This is a genomic window from Alcanivorax sp. HI0044 (assembly GCF_001634945.1).
On record NZ_LWEZ01001814.1, the window covers coordinates 23,548 to 39,583 of the forward strand.

Below are 16,036 nucleotides of genomic sequence, written 5' to 3' on the forward strand. Positions count from 1 at the left end.
TGGTATAAACCAAGGCACAGGCGCAAGCAAAAACACAAGGACAGGGTATGAGTCTAGCAGTAGTGATTCTGGCAGCGGGTAAGGGAACGCGCATGAAAAGCGCCCTGCCCAAGGTGCTCCACTCAGTGGCAGGTAAGCCCATGGTGCAGCACGTGGTTGATGCGGCGGCGTCGCTGGACCCGGCTAACATCGTTATCGTCTATGGCCATGGTGGCGAGCAGGTAAAAGCCTCCGTCACCGGTGAGCTGGCCTGGGCAGAGCAAGCCGAACAGCTCGGCACTGGCCATGCGGTCGCGCAGGCCATGCCCCATGTGAAAGAAGACATGGTGCTGGTGTTGTATGGTGATGTCCCCCTGATCCGCCCGGAAACCCTGAAAGACTTTGTCGCCTCCGTGGACGACAACACCCTGGCGTTGATGACCCTGACCCTGAACGACCCGAACGGCTATGGCCGTATTGTTCGCGATGGGCAGAATAACGTGCAGCGCATCGTTGAACAGAAAGATGCCAGCGAAGCCGAGTTGGGAATTCAGGAAATCAATACGGGCATTCTGGCCTGCTCTCGCCGTTTTCTGGAAGAAAGCCTGCCAAAACTCTCCAGCAATAATGCCCAGGGCGAATACTATCTCACCGACCTGATCGCCATGGCGTCCCAGTCCGGCCTGAATGTGGAAACCCTGCAGCCCAACGAAGGTTGGGAAGTGGATGGCGTGAATGACCGGGTGCAATTGGCCCGCCTTGAACGCATTTATCAGCAGGCCCAGGCAGAAACCCTGATGCGCGATGGCGTCACGCTGCTGGACCCGTCCCGCCTGGATATCCGTGGCAGCGTGCAGATCGCCAGTGATGTCATCATTGATGTGAATGTGATCCTGGAAGGCGACGTGACCATCGACGAAGGCGTGGTCATCGGCCCCAACTGTATTCTGCGCGACGCCAACATTGGCGCCGGCACGGTGATTGAAGCGAACACCCTGATCGATAGTGCCATCGTGGGGGAAAACTGCCAGCTGGGCCCTTATGCTCGTTTGCGTCCGGGTACGGAACTGGCCGACAAAGCCAAGGTTGGCAACTTTGTTGAAACCAAAAAGTCCTACATTGGCGAAGGCTCGAAAGTGAACCACCTGACCTATATTGGCGATAGCCAGATTGGTAAAGGGGTGAACGTGGGCGCGGGGACCATTACCTGCAACTACGATGGCGCCAACAAATTCCAGACAGTGATGAAAGATGGTGCCTTTATTGGCTCCAACTCGTCACTGGTTGCCCCCGTGACAATTGGCGAAAACGCCACCGTCGGGGCGGGTAGCACTATCACCAAGGATGTGGATGACAACGGCCTGGCCGTTGCCCGTGGCCAGCAGCGCAACGTCAGCGACTGGAAGCGCCCCACCAAGAAAAGTTGACAGTTGATAGTGGAAAGTTGGTAGCGAAACCCGCGTTACAACGCTATTTGTAGAGCGGGCAGGCGTTACCGAATCACCACCGGAACATCCACTATCAGAAACAGAATTAGGGAAAATTAAGCATGTGTGGAATTGTCGGGGCCATTGCCCAGCGTAACGTAACAAATATCTTGATCACCGGGCTCAAACGGCTTGAGTACCGGGGTTACGATAGCGCCGGTGTGGCACTGTTGAATGACAACGGTATTAGCCGGGTGCGTCGTCAGGGCAAGGTTGCTGGTTTGGAGGCGGCGGCCACGCAAGAACATACAGAAGGTTTCACCGGCATTGCCCATACTCGCTGGGCTACCCATGGCAAGCCTTCAGAAGCCAATGCCCATCCGCACATGTCCGGTGGTGATCTGGCGCTGGTGCACAACGGCATTATCGAAAACTTTCAGGAACTGAAAGACGAACTGGAAGCCAGCGGCTACCACTTCGAATCCCAGACCGATACAGAAGTCATCGTCCATCTGGTGCACCAGGCGCTGGACAGTGGCCTGAACCTGTTTGACGCCGTGCAGGCGGTCACCAAAAAGCTGGATGGCGCTTACGCACTGGGCGTCATTCATGCCTCAGAACCGCACAAGCTGGTCACCGTTCGTTCCGGCAGCCCTCTGGTCATTGGCTTGGGCATTGATGAAAACTACATCGCGTCGGACCAGCTGGCCCTGCTGCCGGTGACCAACCGCTTTATCTTTCTGGAAGAAGGCGACCAGGCAGAAATCACCACCGACAGCGTGCGCATCGTCGATGCAGCCGGCAACCCGGTAACCCGTGAAGCCCACGAGTTCGACGGCACCCATGAAGATGCGGAAAAAGGTGAATACCGCCACTACATGCAGAAGGAAATCTTCGAGCAGCCGGCGGCCATCCAGAAAACCCTGGAAGGTCGCATCGACAACCCGGCAAGCCTGATCGAATCCTTCGGCGCAAAAGCCCCGGCGATTTTCGACAAGGTTAAGACCGTGCAGATCGTCGCCTGCGGTACCAGCTACCACGCCGGCATGGTGGCCCGCTATTGGCTGGAAGATATCGCTGGCATTCCCTGCCAGGTGGAAGTGGCCAGCGAGTTCCGCTACCGCAAGCACGTGGTGCCGGAAGGCACCCTGTTCGTCACCATTTCCCAGAGCGGCGAAACCGCCGATACCCTGGCGGCCCTGCGCGACACCCAGTCACCCAATTACGTGGGTCGCCTGGCGGTGTGTAATGTGGATAGCTCCTCCCTGGTGCGCGAATCGGAACTGGTGTTCCTCACCAAGGCCGGCCCGGAAATCGGTGTGGCCTCCACCAAGGCGTTTACTACCCAACTGGTTGGGTTGTTGATGCTGGTGTTGGCACTGGGCCGACAAAAAGGCCTGGCGGATAACGAGATTGAAAAAATCCTGGAAGAGTTGCGCCAGCTGCCCAACCTGATCGAGCAGGCTGCCGCGCTGGACAAACCCATCGAAAAACTTTCCGAAGCCTTCGTGGAAAAACACCATGCCCTGTTCCTGGGCCGTGGCGTACAGTTCCCGGTGGCGCTGGAAGGGGCGCTCAAGCTCAAGGAGATTTCCTACATTCACGCCGAAGCCTATGCAGCGGGTGAATTGAAGCATGGCCCCTTGGCATTGGTAGACAGCGAAATGCCGGTGGTCTCCGTGGCCCCCAACGACGAACTGCTGGAAAAACTGAAATCCAACCTGCAGGAAGTCCGCGCCCGTGGCGGCGAGCTGTACGTGTTCGCCGACAAGAACGCCCACGTAAAAGAAGGCGAAGGTATCCACGTGCTGAACATGCCGGCGATACCGGAAACCATCTCTCCCATCGTCTATACCGTGCCGTTGCAGTTACTCAGCTATCATGTGGCCGTGCTGCGGGGGACAGATGTGGATCAGCCGCGGAATCTGGCGAAGTCAGTGACGGTTGAATAAAAGCAGTGAATAATTAATAGTGAATAGTTAATAACGAGCCCGGCTATGCCGGGCTTCAGGTTGCTGACGAACCCTGCCTTGAGCGGGGTTCGTCGTTTCTGGGCGGTGATCCGTGGGTCAGGAGAGTGGATTCTTGGACTGGACCGGTTCGAGGAGTCAGGGTCGGACCAGAAGGACGCGTCAACTAAGCTAACCCTTGGGTTGTCGCCTCTCCAGACTCCGGTACACGGACTCATTGCTAGCTGGATGGCCTTTTGAGCCGGCCGACAGCATTAACCCAATGCATACCCCTCCATGCACCCCGATCAATGCCATCGATAACCCCAACTGGCTACACTGTGGTCTTTGCCGTCGAATCTAAGACTGGAGTCCGCCGTGTCCGTCCCGTTTTCTGCCATCCTGATCGCCAACCGTGGTGAGATTGCCATTCGTATTGCCAATGCCTGTGCGGATCTGGGGATTCGGTCTGTGGGGGTGTTTGCCGAAGATGATCAGGCATCCCTGCATACCCGTCAGGTGGATGAGGCGGTGGCGTTGCCGGGCCGGGGTGTGCCCGCCTATCTGAAGGGCGCGCAGCTGATTGCCATTGCCCGGGAGCAGGGCTGTGAGGCCATCCACCCCGGTTATGGCTTTCTGGCAGAAAACGCGGATTTTGCCGAGCAGTGCAGCCAGGCGGGGCTGGCCTTGATCGGGCCGGGAGCGCAGACCCTGCGGTTGTTTGGCGACAAGGCGGCGGCCCGCGCGCTGGCGGCGAAGTGTCAGGTACCGTTGGTGCAGGGCACTGCGCAGGCGGTGTCGCTGGAAGAGGCAAAAGCCTTTATGGCGTCACTGGACGGCAGTGGCGTGATGATCAAGGCACTGAGCGGCGGTGGCGGGCGCGGTATGCGAGCGGTCACTGACCCCAATGATCTGGAAGCGGCGTATCAGCGTTGCCAGTCGGAAGCGAAAGCGGCCTTCGGCAATGCGGCGGTCTATGTGGAGCAGCTCATCACCGCCGCACGGCATGTGGAAGTGCAGGTGCTGGGCGATGGCAGTGGGGCGGTGAGTCATCTGTGGGAGCGCGACTGTACCCTGCAGCGTCGCCACCAGAAGCTGGTGGAATTTGCCCCGGCGCCAGGTCTCGATCCTGCCCTGCGCGATCGCATCATCCACAGTGCCCTGACTTTGGCCGCCGAGGTGCACTATCTGGGGATCGGCACCTTCGAGTTTCTGGTGGAGCCGGAACAGGGTCGTTTCTACTTTATGGAAGCCAACCCGCGAGTGCAGGTGGAGCACACCGTCACGGAACAGGTAACCGGGGTAGATCTGGTGCAGAGCCAGATTTGTCTGGCGGCGGGGGCCAGCCTGGCGGACCTGCAGCTGGATACGCCGCCGGTTTGTGACGGCATGGCGGTACAGCTGCGCCTGAATATGGAAACCCTCAAGGCCGATGGCAGCACCGCGCCGTCCGCCGGTACCCTGACGGCCTATGAGCCTGCCAGCGGGCCAGGGATCCGGGTGGATGGCTACGGCTATGCGGGTTACGCGGTGAGCCCGGCCTACGATTCCCTGCTGGCCAAGCTGATTGTGACAGGCGCGGATTACGGGGCGGTATTGCAACGCGCCCGCCGAGCACTGAAACAGACCCGTATCGCCGGCGTACAAAGCAACCTCCCACTTTTGCAGGCGTTGCTGACCAGTGACGCGGTGCAGGCCAATGCGGTCACCACACGCTATGTGGAAAGTCATCTTGCCGAGTTGTTGGCGGCCCTGCCTGAGGTGTCTGCGGAATTGCCCGCCGCTGGATCGGCTCAAACCATGGAAACCGTGGCGATTCCTACTGGCTGCGATGCCTTGCTCAGCCCCACCACTGGCGTACTGGTGTCCGTGCTGGTCAATGAGGGCGCGACCGTGCAGGCAGGTCAGGTGGTAGCGGTGCTGGAAGCCATGAAGATGGAGTTTGAAATTCGCGCCACCATGGCGGGTCGGGTTCACAGCCTGGCGGCCGAGGAGGGCGATGCGCTGAATGAAGCCGCGCCGTTGTTGTTTGTGGAGCCCGGCGAGGTGGATGGGCCCGCCATCGCCACGGAAGAAAGCGTGGATCTGGACCATATCCGCAAGGACCTGGCCGAGGTGCTGGATCGTCATCACGCCATCAGCGACGAAGGCCGCCCGAAGGCGGTGGAAAAACGTCACCGCAAGGGCAAGCGAACCGCCCGGGAAAACCTGGATGATCTGCTGGATACTGGCAGCTTTCAGGAATACGGCGCCATGGCGCTGGCGGCCCAGCGTCGCCGTCGCAGTGCGGAAGAGCTGCAGGCCATGAGTCCGGCGGATGGGCTGATCGGTGGTACCGGTACGGTCAACGCGGATCAGGTGGGTGAGCAGGCGGGTCGGGTCATGGCCATGAGTTACGACTACACCGTGTTCGCCGGTACCCAAGGGGTGATGAATCACAAGAAGACCGATCGCCTGCTGCAACTGGCCGGGCAGTGGAAAATGCCGCTGGTGTTGTTCGCCGAAGGCGGCGGTGGCCGCCCCGGTGATACCGACTTTGTCGGTGTGGGCGGACTGGACTGCCCCACCTTTGCGGCCATGGCAAAACTGTCCGGCGAGGTGCCGCTGGTGGGGATCGGCTCCGGTCGTTGCTTTGCCGGTAACGCGGCCTTGCTGGGCTGCTGTGATGTGATTATCGCCACGAAGGATTCCACCATCGGCATGGCCGGTCCGGCCATGATCGAAGGCGGTGGCCTGGGCCGTTATACCCCGGAACAGGTGGGCCCGGTGGATATGCACACTGCCACCGGCGTGGTGGATATCGCGGTGGACGATGAGGCCGACGCGGTGGCCGTGGCCAAACAGTACCTGTCCTATTTTCAGGGCACGGTTGAGGATTGGCAGGTCGCGGACCAGCGCGAACTGCGCCACAAGATTCCGGAAAAGCGTACCCGTGTTTACGACATTCGCAACGTGATCGAGACCCTTGCCGACAGCGGCTCGGTGCTGGAACTGCGGCGGGGCTTTTCGCCGGGCATGATCACGGCGCTGATACGAATCGAAGGCAAACCGTTCGGATTGATCGCCAATGATCCCACTTACCTGGGCGGTGCCATCGATGCGGTGGGTGGCGACAAGGCAGCGCGTTTTATGCAGCTGTGCGAAGCCTTCGGCCTGCCCATGGTGTCCCTGTGCGACACCCCTGGCTTCATGGTCGGCCCGGAAGCGGAAAAGCAGGGAACGGTACGCCATGTGTCGCGCATGTTTGTGGCCGCTGCCAGCCTTACCGTTCCGTTTCTCACCATCGTGCTGCGCAAGGGGTATGGTCTGGGTGCCCAGGCCATGGCGGCAGGCAGTTTCCATTCGCCGCTGTTCATCGCGGCCTGGCCCAGCGGCGAGTTCGGCGCCATGGGGCTGGAAGGCGCCGTGCGGCTTGGCTTCGCCAAGGAACTGGCGGCCCAGCCGACCCCCGAGCGTCAGGAGCGTCTGTTCAACAAGCTGGTGTCCAAGGCGTATCAACAGGGCAAGGCCCTGAACATGGCCAGCTTCCTGGAGATCGATGCGGTGATTGATCCGGTGGACACGCGTCAGTGGATCCTGCGCGGGTTGAATGCGTCGGGGTTCAAGACGGGTACCCACGGTGGGCGGCCGTTTGTGGATACGTTCTGAAAAAGCAGCTACGAGCTACGAGTTTCGAGCTGCGAAAACCTGGCCGGAGCGGCTTGCAGGTTTTGCCTTTCGAAACTCGCATCTCGCAACTCGTTACTGTCTTTTCGCCAGCAGGCTGGTTATTCGCTGCGCTCACCACTTCGGGGCCGCGCTGCGTGCGTTACTCCGCTGCGCTACGTTCCTGCGGTGGGCGTGGGGTAGCAGGCGATTTTGTAGGAGCGGTCGTTCGACCGCGATAGCCGTGGCACGGCTTACCCGGTTCGCGGTGGAACCACCGCTCCTACAGTGGGGCGTTAATCCCTTGCCGGGTCGTAGCGCAGGCGGTCGATGACCAGGCGGAACGCGGAGCTGATGTTGCGGCGCCCGGAGTAGCACAGGCAGAAGCCGTCAAAGGGCGGGCACCAGTCTGCCAGTACCCGGCGCAGGGCGCCCCCAAAACTAATCGGGGACACGCATGAATTGGGGAATGTCTTACGGGGTTTGTGGTTGTTTTCTGATGTAGTTGGGTTTGAGTAGTCAGTAGTGTTGGGTGATGGATAAGCAAGGAGGCTTGTAATGACCCGAGCGCGTTATAGCCAGGTTTCGCTGGATTCCACGTCTTACTATCACTGTATCTGCCGCTGTGTGCGGCGGGCCTTTCTGTGTGGTCAGGATCATTATTCCGGTCAGGATTATGAGCATCGCCGCCAATGGGTGGTGGATCGCCTTGCCGTGTTGGGTGAGGTGTTTGCCATCGACCTTTGTGCCTATGCGGTGATGTCCAATCATTACCATGTAGTCCTTCGTATTAACCAGAAGAAAGCCTTGGGCTGGTCTGATCAGGAAGTGGCAGACCGGTGGATGCAGTTATTCAGAGGGCCATTGATCGTCACACGTTGGCTCAAGGGAGAGACTGAGTCCGCGGAAACGCTTAAGGCATTGGAGATCGTGCAAACCTGGCGTGAGCGCCTGTATGACCTTGGCTGGTTCATGAAGTGTCTAAATGAGTATCTGGCCCGTAAGGCCAATGAGGAAGATTGTTGTAAGGGCCGGTTCTGGGAAAGCCGCTACAAATGCCAGGCCTTGCTGGATGAGAAGGCGGTGCTGCAGTGTATGGCCTATGTGGATCTCAACCCGGTGCGCGCGGCTATGGCAGAAACACCTGAGGAGTCCGATTACACTTCGATTCAGCAACGCTCAGAAGCCGTTATGTCAGAGTCTGAAGACAACCTAAAGCCCACACTTCTGCCGATGGTTGCTGCAAATACAGCGGAAGCAGAGGATGACGATACGGTATGCCGTTTTCGATTAATGGACTATCTGGAGCTTGTCGATAGCACAGGCCGGGCTGTCCGCGATGACAAGCGTGGCGCAATCTCAGCACATGCGGCAGGTGTGCTGGATCGTCTGGGAATAGATGAGAAGGCGTGGTTAGCCCATATGAAGCCGAAACAGCAGCGGAAGCCCATTGCATTGGGTGCGTTGGATAAGCTGAAAGAGTACGCACAGATGACGGGACGCAAATGGATTGCGGGGCAAAGCCTGGCGGGATGGTAAATTGCTATTTTTGCTGATTAAATTTATGCGTGTCCCGTGTTTCCTCGTGTTTCCGTGTTTCCTTCCCGATTGATCGCACCGCCAATCACAGCGGTGTTGCTCAGCAGCGTGCCCACCCCGTTGACCGGTACCGCCAGCGGGGTGTTCAACACCAGTCGTCAGGTGGGCGGTGCGCTGGCGGTGGCGGTGTTCGGGGCACTGCTGGCTCAGTCGTCCAACTTTATGGTGGGGCTGCGATTTAGCCTGGTGTTGGCCGCTGGCGTTGCGTTACTGACGGCCATGTTCAGCTTGCGTCTGCAGGCGCCGGGAGTGACGCATGAGTAAGTGGCTTTCCTGAAATGCCTTGCGCGTGCAGGCGGGCAGGTTTCGTATCGGGGGTTGCTACCGTCACTGCCATGAAATCTCTACACTGGGCTGATCATTCAATGATCGGGGCGACTCATGAGCGAAGCCAAGACCCAGAACGCCGTCATTCCCCGCGCCTGGCCCCTTCTTCCCTTGCTGTTCTTTCTGGCCGTGTTTCTCGGCAGTGGCTTGTATTACACCTCCCTGGGGAAAGATTTCGCCTTCTACCAGATCAAGGCACCGGTGGTGGCCATGGCAGCTATCGTGTTGTCCATGCTGATGGCGCGGGTGGCCGGTCAGCGGGTCAACGCCAGCGTGGATCGACTGCTGGCGGGGATCGGTCATCCCAACCTGCTGCTTATGTGCCTGGTGTTCCTGCTCGCCGGGGCGTTTGCCAGCGTCAGTGAGAGCATTGGCAGTGTGGAGGCCACCGTGCAGCTGGGGCTGACCATCATTCCTGCCCAGTGGGTATTGCCCGCCCTGTTCCTGATTTCTGCCTTTATCGCCACCGCCATGGGGACCTCCATGGGCACTATTGCGGCCACGGCGCCCATTGCCGTTGGCTTTGCCGGGGCCACGGAACTGTCCGTCCCGCTGGCCTTGGGTGCGGTGGTGGGTGGTGCCATGTTTGGCGACAACCTGTCGATGATTTCCGATACCACCATTGCGTCGACTCGCAGCCAGGGCGTGTCGTTGAAGGACAAGTTCCGGGTCAATATCTGGATTGCCGTGCCGGCGGCAGTGCTGACGGTGCTGTTGTTGATTGTGCTGGGTGGCGGTGAGCACCAGGTAGAAGCCGAGCCCTTCCGGTTTGCGCTGGTGGTGCCCTACCTGCTGGTATTCGGGTTGGCGCTCAGTGGGCTGAACGTGCTGGCGGTACTGATCGTGGGTATTGTCACTGCCGGGATCACCGGCATGGTGATGATGCCGGACTATACGCTCGCCACCATGAACGGGGCTATCTACAAGGGCTTTGAAGGCATGTTCGAAATCATGCTGCTGTCCATGTTGATTGGTGGTCTCTCACAATTGATGACGGATCAGGGCGGCACCCGCTGGGTGATCGAGCGGATTCACGGGCTGACAAGATTGCTGAAGTTGCCACTGCAAAAAGCAGGCGAAGTAGGCATTGCCCTGCTGGTGGTATTCGCCAATATCTTTGTGGCCAACAACACCGTGGCCATCGTGCTCACCGGCGAAATGGCCCGCGACATTGCCAACGATCACGGCGTGGACCTGCGCCGTTCTGCCAGCCTGCTGGATATTTTTTCCTGCGTGGTGCAGGGCCTGATTCCCTACGGTGCCCAGGTACTGCTGGCCTGCTCCATCGCTGAGCTGTCTCCCCTGGCGCTAATCAGTTCCATTCATTATTGCTGGGCCCTGGCCATTGCCGGTATCGCCGCGATCGCCATTAACCGGCCGCGCTTGCCGCTGCCTGATAAAGAGAGTGTGGAGGCGTGATAGGCTTGTCGATACGATTTTTCGGATTGATCCCATTGTTTAAGGATAAATGACGTGGCAGGAACCAGTTTGTTGACGTTGCTGGATGATATTGCAACGGTGCTTGATGACGTGTCAGTGATGACCAAGGTGGCGGCAAAAAAAACCGCAGGGGTGCTGGGGGATGACCTGGCATTGAATGCGGAGCAAACCTCCGGCGTTCGTGCGGAACGTGAGCTGCCGGTGGTGTGGGCGGTGGCGAAAGGCTCCATGCGCAACAAGTTCATTCTGGTGCCTTCGGCGCTGTTGATCAGCGCTTTTCTTCCCTGGTTGATTACGCCGCTATTGATGCTGGGAGGGGCGTACCTGTGTTACGAAGGGGTAGAAAAACTGGCGCATAAATTTCTTCATGGCAAAGAGGATGCTCAGCACCATGAAGAAAAACTTAAAGCCATGGCAGACCCGGATATGGATCTGGTCGCTTTTGAGAAAAATAAAATCAAAGGTGCGGTGCGCACCGATTTTATTCTTTCCGCAGAAATTATCGTGATCGCTCTGGGCACAGTGCAAGACGCGCCTTTCGTTCAGCAGGCGATGGTAGTGAGTGTCATCGCAATCGCCATGACGATTGGCGTTTACGGTCTGGTGGCCGGCATCGTCAAGCTGGATGATGCGGGCTTGCATTTGATTGAGACGGCTAAGCAAAAAGGCGGAAAAGCCCGTGAGGCTTTGGGGAAAATGTTGCTGGGCTTTGCCCCGCGTTTAATGAAGTTTCTTTCTATTGCGGGTACGGCGGCCATGTTTCTGGTAGGTGGTGGAATTTTGCTTCATGGCCTGCCGGGCAGCCACGATGCGCTGCATCATCTGGACGACGCCATGGCGCCATTGCCGTTGTCGGGTTTCCTTAGTGCTGTGGCGCCCATGCTGGCGAATCTGGTGTTGGGTATTATTGCCGGAAGTGTCTTATTGCTGTTGGTCAACGGTGCAGGGAAATTGAAAAAACAGTAAGAGAGAACGAAAAATTGACATGAAAAAAGCGCGAACAGTAAAAACTGCTCGCGCTTTTTTTTGCAAAAGAATTATTCAAATAACGAGAGGTGCTTCTCGTAACCCTGTTCTGCCATTTGATCGACGGGAACAAACCGTAACGCGGCGGAGTTCATGCACCAGCGTTTCCCGGTGGGCGCAGGGCCGTCTCCGAAAACGTGGCCAAGATGAGAGTCCGCATAGCGGCTGCGTACTTCCGTGCGGGTGGTGAACAGGGTGTTGTCCTCGTGCACGGTGATAAAGGATTGATCAATGGGTTGGGTAAAGCTGGGCCAGCCGGTGCCAGACTTGTATTTGTCTTTCGACGAAAAAAGCGGTTCGCCACTGATCACATCCACATAAATACCTTCGGCCTTGTTGTCCCAGTAACGGTTCTGGAAGGCGCGCTCGGTGGCATCTTCGCGGGTGACCTTGTAGACCAGTTCCGGCAGGGATTTTTTCAGTTCCTCGTCGCTGGGGCGCTCAAAATTATCCGGCCCCTGCCATGACTGGGTGACCTTTTTTTCAAGCCAGGGCCGGTGGCTCGGGTCGTCCCAGTGCTCTTCCAGGAACTGGTCCCTGCCGGAGCGATAGCGGTAGTACTTGTACTTGATGGAGTGCGTTTTGTAGTAGTTCTGGTGGTAGTCTTCGGCCGGATAGAAGGTATCCAGTTTGGTGACATCGGTAACGATGGGCTTGTCGAAACGGCCGCTTTTTTCCAGGGCAGCCCGTGACGCTTCGGCGATTTTCTTCTCGTCAGCCGTCTGATAAAAAATTTCGCTGCGGTACTGTTTACCACGGTCCACAAATTGCCCGTTGGCATCGGTTGGATCAATGTGTTGCCATAACCAGGTCACCAGATTGGCATAGCTGACTATCTCGGGGTCGTAGATCACCTTGACCGCTTCGGTGTGCCCGGTGTTTCCGGATGCCACCTGCTCATAACTGGGGTTCAACTCGTCACCACCGGCATAACCACTGATGGCATCGCTCACGCCGTCCAGTTGCTCAAAGTCGGACTCGGTACACCAGAAACAGCCACCGGCGAAATAGGCTTCGGCAGCCAGGCTCGGCGCGCTGATCACCAGCAATCCCATTAATGTGATAATTCGCATAATTTTTTACCTCCTGCCTGTTGGATGCAGCCGATCGCGATTTGTTGCAACTGTTATGGCTTACATCACCGGTGTGCGCAAACGGACAGGGCGCACGGCCGGAATCTGTCATGGTGCCAGCCTGACATAAACCGGGGAGGATGCCGTGAAGAGCAGACAAAGGCTGGCCATTATTGGCCTGTGGTTAATGGCCGGGTGGTGCCTGGCGCAGGGCCCGGCACTACAGCTGGCGCAGAGCTATGAGAAAGGGATGGCGCTGCAGGGGTATTGGGTCAGCGAAAAGCTGGACGGGGTGCGGGCCTACTGGAATGGGGAGCAGTTGATCAGCAAAGGCGGGCACGTGATCAAGGCGCCGGCCTGGTTTGTGCGCGGTTATCCGGATACGCCCATGGATGGAGAGCTGTGGATGGGGCGCGGGCGATTTGCACAGGTGTCCGCTGCGGTACGCCGGTTGCAGCCCGATGCAAAGGAGTGGCGACAGATTCGATACCAGGTGTTTGATCTGCCCGCCAGTGAGGCGCCTTTCTCGCAGCGTATTCAACAAATGAAGGCGCTGGCGTCAGCCAGTAATGCCTATACGTTTTCCGTAATAGAGCAGCAGCCCGCGTCCAGTCACGCGGCACTGTTGCAGCGGCTGGACAAGGTCATGGCGGCGGGAGGTGAAGGCCTGATGCTGCATCACGGGGACAGCCTGTACCAGGCGGGCCGCAGTGATGCGATTCTGAAAGTGAAGACCTACCAGGATGCGGAAGCCGTGGTGGTTGGCCACACGGAAGGGAAAGGCAAGTACCGGGGCATGCTGGGGGCGTTGGTGGTGCAGCGGGACGATGGCCGGCAGTTCCGCTTGGGCACCGGCTTTACCGATAAACAGCGCAAAACGCCGCCACCATTGGGCACCACCGTGACCTACAAGTATTTCGGCAAAACAGCCACGGGGCTGCCACGCTTTGCCAGTTTTCTGCGGATCAGAAACGACGAACCGTTGGCAGAGCCGTAACGGCAGTTTTGTGGTTTCGGGTGCAGCGATGTCACCCGGCCCACCCTGTGATGGCAGGCCGGGATGAATGCCTCAGGGCTGCAGGTTCAGCTCGTAGATGGCTTCGTTGCCGCTGTCATCCAGCAGGGAGGCCATAAAGCTGCCGCCGGCACCGGCCACCGCGTCGGCCACGAAGTTCTTGGCGCGGTCGGTGTTGGGTACCCGGAAGACGATTTGCAGATCACTGCTGTAACCCAGGATCGGTGCGAAGGACCAGTTGTTATCGGCGGTAGGCGTTACCGGGCTGTTGTCCTGGATGTAATTGCCGACCACCTGGCGGTTTTCGTCCGGGGATTCGATGACGATATGATCGCCGCCGGTGCCGGCAAAGTTACCGCCGCCTGCACGGTAGTTGTTGGTGGCGATGAGAAATTCCTGGGCCGGGTCGATGGCTGCGCCTTCGAACTGCAGATTGGCGATGCGAGTACCGTCGCTGACCTTCTTGCAGTCACGGTCATAGCGGGCCGGTTCGGTCACATCAATCTGGTAGGTCACGCCATCGATCACATCGAAGTTGTAGGTGGGGAAGCCACTGAAATCCACCAATTCCTGGCGGTCGGCGGTGTCGGTGATCTGGAAGAACTGTGAAGCAGAACATTCCAGCCACTGCTCCAGTTCGGCCCCGGTTACCTTCACTGCCATCAGGGTGTTGGGGTACAGGTACAGGTCGGCGATGTTCTTCACTTGCAGTTCGCCGGCCTGCACTACGGTAAAGCTGCTTTCCTCGGCACAGACGCCATCACGATCACAGGCTTTGAAGGGGGCGGCGGCGGACAGCACCGGCAGCCCATCCAGTTCGGTGCCGACAATGGCGTCTTCCACATAGTCTTTCTGGGCATCGCTGACGATCTGGATGGAAGGGTCATCTTTCACCACCGCCAGGAAGCTGAAGATGTCGTCAGTGGACTCGCCGATCACCTGACCCATGTAGTCCAGGGTGGCGTCGTGGTCGGGTTTCACCAGGGCGGTGAGGGCGGCATCCGCTTCGCCCTCCGGGTCCAGGGCCCGGGCTTCCACCTTGCTGTCCACCATGGTCCAGCTTTCGCCGTCCTCATTGAGCGCCAGGGTCAGGTCGATGATACCCAGGTGGCTGCCCCAGAAACCGGGCATGACCGACGGCACTCCCTTAATGGTGCCTTTTTCCAGATCCACGTTGGCGGTGCCGGCAAAGGCATTCGAGGGAAAAGTCAGGTGGCTGTGGCCGAACATGATGGCATCGATGCCGTCCACGTCCGCCAGATACCAGCTGCTGTTTTCCGCCTTGGCGTCTTCCGAGTAGGCGGTGGTGTTAATGCCGGAGTGGGGAATGGCAACGATGATGTCTGCGCCTTCTGCCTTCATCTTCGGCACCAGTAACTCCGCGGTGGCCTTGATGTCCTTGGCGGTGACTTTGCCTTCCAGGTTCTTCTTGTCCCACTGCATGATTTGCGGTGGCAGGAAGCCGATAAAGCCCAGGGTCAGGTCGTGGGGGTTGCCGTTCCGGTCGTAGACTGTCTTGGTGATTAACTTGTACTGATCGAAATAGGGGGTGCTGCCGTCGGCGCTGAATACGTTGGCGCTGATGTAGGGGAAGGCGGCGTCGTCCACGCTTTCGGCGAGGAAATCCAGGCCATAGTTGAATTCGTGGTTACCGTAGTTGCCCACGTCGTAGGCCATTTCGTTCATGACCTTGTAGACCGGGTGCACTTCACCGCTGGTGAGCCCTTGCGCCTGGCGCCAGTCGCCCATGGGGCTGCCCTGGATCAGGTCGCCGTTATCGACTAACGCAGCGTTTTCCGGGTAGGTGATTTCGGCGCGGGCCTGCTTGACCAGCATGGCGGTGCGCACCAGTCCATGGCCGTTATCTACGCTGTCACTGTAGTAGTTGTAGTCCATCACGTTGGCGTGGATGTCGGTGGTTTCCATCAAACGCAGATCCACCCGGGGGGGGGGCGTCCTGTTGGGAGGAAGAGTTGTCATTATCGCCGCCGCAGCCGCTGAGCAAAGCGCCGCCGGCCAGCGACAGAGCGAGCAGGGATCGCAGTGAAGCTTTCATGGTGTTTCCTGTGTATCGGGTTGAAAGAAGGGCGGCGCGAACGCCGCCGGGGAGTTTTTGAAAAGCATCAGGGGCAGTGGCTGATCACGGTGAGAGCGTTCACCGATTCCAGGCTGGGATAACTCATGTACAGGTCGCGCACGCCGTCCACTTCCAGGGTCTGGCCGATCATTGCCGGGTTGTTGGCGGGGCTGTATTCGGCGCGCTGGTCGGGCTCCAGCTTCACGTAGACGCTGGTGCTGTTGTTCAGGTCGCCCAGCTCCAGGGCATAGGGGTCGTTAACCCCGCCGATCACTTCGCCCACCACGGTGAGCGGGGTGCCCTGGCTGCTGGCGTAGGCATCGCTTACCGACACCGCGCCGCTGCTGCCACAACTGCCGCCGCCACTGCTGCCGTCCACCAGTGCCATGTCGGTGACGTACTCGATGCTGGGCTCGCCCATGTAGACGTCACGCTCGCCGCTCACCTGCAGGGTTTCGCCGATCACTGCCGGGTTGTTC

11 protein-coding genes and 1 pseudogene are annotated in these 16,036 nt (G+C 58.8%); 8 read left to right on the forward strand and 4 right to left on the reverse strand.

The features are described 5' to 3' along the window. Positions 1 to 47: 47 nt before the first annotated feature. The 3 genes from glmU to A3730_RS27165 all read left to right on the forward strand — a co-directional run bounded on the left by glmU (position 48) and on the right by A3730_RS27165 (position 7,003). Positions 48 to 1,406 (forward strand): bifunctional UDP-N-acetylglucosamine diphosphorylase/glucosamine-1-phosphate N-acetyltransferase GlmU, encoded by a 1,359-nt coding sequence (glmU, locus tag A3730_RS27150; RefSeq protein ID WP_063539343.1) that lies wholly within the window; start codon positions 48 to 50, stop codon positions 1,404 to 1,406. 122 nt (positions 1,407 to 1,528) lie between these two features. After that, the gene (gene glmS / locus A3730_RS27155) at positions 1,529 to 3,358 is read left to right on the forward strand and encodes a glutamine--fructose-6-phosphate transaminase (isomerizing) (RefSeq protein WP_063539344.1); all 1,830 of its coding nucleotides are present in this window, start codon (positions 1,529 to 1,531) and stop codon (positions 3,356 to 3,358) included. A gap of 375 nt (positions 3,359 to 3,733) precedes the next feature. Next, entirely contained in the window at positions 3,734 to 7,003 is a 3,270-nt protein-coding gene (locus tag A3730_RS27165; protein WP_063519725.1) for a carboxyl transferase domain-containing protein, read from the forward strand. Positions 7,004 to 7,296: 293 nt separating this feature from the next. Here the strand turns inward: A3730_RS27165 and A3730_RS30700 are convergent, their stop codons facing one another. Continuing rightward, the gene (locus tag A3730_RS30700; protein WP_197468627.1) at positions 7,297 to 7,455 is read right to left on the reverse strand and encodes a hypothetical protein; all 159 of its coding nucleotides are present in this window, start codon (positions 7,453 to 7,455) and stop codon (positions 7,297 to 7,299) included. Between the two features lie 103 nt (positions 7,456 to 7,558). Here A3730_RS30700 and A3730_RS27170 point away from each other — a divergent pair, with 103 nt between their 5' ends. The 4 genes from A3730_RS27170 to A3730_RS27185 all read left to right on the forward strand — a co-directional run bounded on the left by A3730_RS27170 (position 7,559) and on the right by A3730_RS27185 (position 11,332). Beyond that, positions 7,559 to 8,539 (forward strand): transposase, encoded by a 981-nt coding sequence (locus tag A3730_RS27170; protein ID WP_063519724.1) that lies wholly within the window; start codon positions 7,559 to 7,561, stop codon positions 8,537 to 8,539. Positions 8,540 to 8,575: 36 nt separating this feature from the next. Then, positions 8,576 to 8,863 carry a hypothetical protein gene (locus A3730_RS27175; RefSeq protein WP_197468626.1) on the forward strand — a complete coding sequence of 96 codons (288 nt, stop codon included), beginning with the start codon at positions 8,576 to 8,578 and terminating at the stop codon, positions 8,861 to 8,863. A gap of 117 nt (positions 8,864 to 8,980) precedes the next feature. After that, the gene (locus A3730_RS27180) at positions 8,981 to 10,345 is read left to right on the forward strand and encodes a Na+/H+ antiporter NhaC family protein (RefSeq protein ID WP_063519722.1); all 1,365 of its coding nucleotides are present in this window, start codon (positions 8,981 to 8,983) and stop codon (positions 10,343 to 10,345) included. A 54-nt stretch (positions 10,346 to 10,399) separates the two neighbouring features. After that, complete coding sequence (locus A3730_RS27185) at positions 10,400 to 11,332, forward strand: DUF808 domain-containing protein (protein ID WP_063519721.1); 933 nt, start codon at positions 10,400 to 10,402, stop codon at positions 11,330 to 11,332. 71 nt (positions 11,333 to 11,403) lie between these two features. On the opposite strand, the gene msrB is transcribed toward A3730_RS27185, so the two are convergent. Then, entirely contained in the window at positions 11,404 to 12,465 is a 1,062-nt protein-coding gene (gene msrB, locus A3730_RS27190; RefSeq protein ID WP_063519720.1) for a peptide-methionine (R)-S-oxide reductase MsrB, read from the reverse strand. 145 nt (positions 12,466 to 12,610) lie between these two features. Here msrB and A3730_RS27195 point away from each other — a divergent pair, with 145 nt between their 5' ends. Continuing rightward, positions 12,611 to 13,462, forward strand: coding sequence for a DNA ligase (locus A3730_RS27195; RefSeq protein WP_063519719.1), 852 nt, complete (start codon positions 12,611 to 12,613; stop codon positions 13,460 to 13,462). A gap of 72 nt (positions 13,463 to 13,534) precedes the next feature. On the opposite strand, the gene A3730_RS27200 is transcribed toward A3730_RS27195, so the two are convergent. Together A3730_RS27200 and A3730_RS32315 are read right to left on the reverse strand one after the other, a co-directional pair. Then, positions 13,535 to 15,460 carry a bifunctional 2',3'-cyclic-nucleotide 2'-phosphodiesterase/3'-nucleotidase gene (locus A3730_RS27200; RefSeq protein ID WP_231884064.1) on the reverse strand — a complete coding sequence of 642 codons (1,926 nt, stop codon included), beginning with the start codon at positions 15,458 to 15,460 and terminating at the stop codon, positions 13,535 to 13,537. Between the two features lie 143 nt (positions 15,461 to 15,603). Continuing rightward, a pseudogene (locus A3730_RS32315) lies at positions 15,604 to 16,036 on the reverse strand (hypothetical protein); the annotation flags it as partial.

What these genes read in the sequence shown, in the direction of transcription:
- glmU (WP_063539343.1), top strand. Translation starts at nt 48, where the DNA reads ATGAGTCTAGCAGTAGTGATTCTGGCAGCGGGTAAGGGAACGCGCATG.
- glmS (WP_063539344.1), top strand. Translation starts at nt 1,529, where the DNA reads ATGTGTGGAATTGTCGGGGCCATTGCCCAGCGTAACGTAACAAATATC.
- A3730_RS27170 (WP_063519724.1), top strand. Translation starts at nt 7,559, where the DNA reads ATGACCCGAGCGCGTTATAGCCAGGTTTCGCTGGATTCCACGTCTTAC.
- A3730_RS27180 (WP_063519722.1), top strand. Translation starts at nt 8,981, where the DNA reads ATGAGCGAAGCCAAGACCCAGAACGCCGTCATTCCCCGCGCCTGGCCC.
- msrB (WP_063519720.1), bottom strand. Translation starts at nt 12,465, where the DNA reads ATGCGAATTATCACATTAATGGGATTGCTGGTGATCAGCGCGCCGAGC.
- A3730_RS27200 (WP_231884064.1), bottom strand. Translation starts at nt 15,460, where the DNA reads ATGACAACTCTTCCTCCCAACAGGACGCCCCCCCCCCGGGTGGATCTG.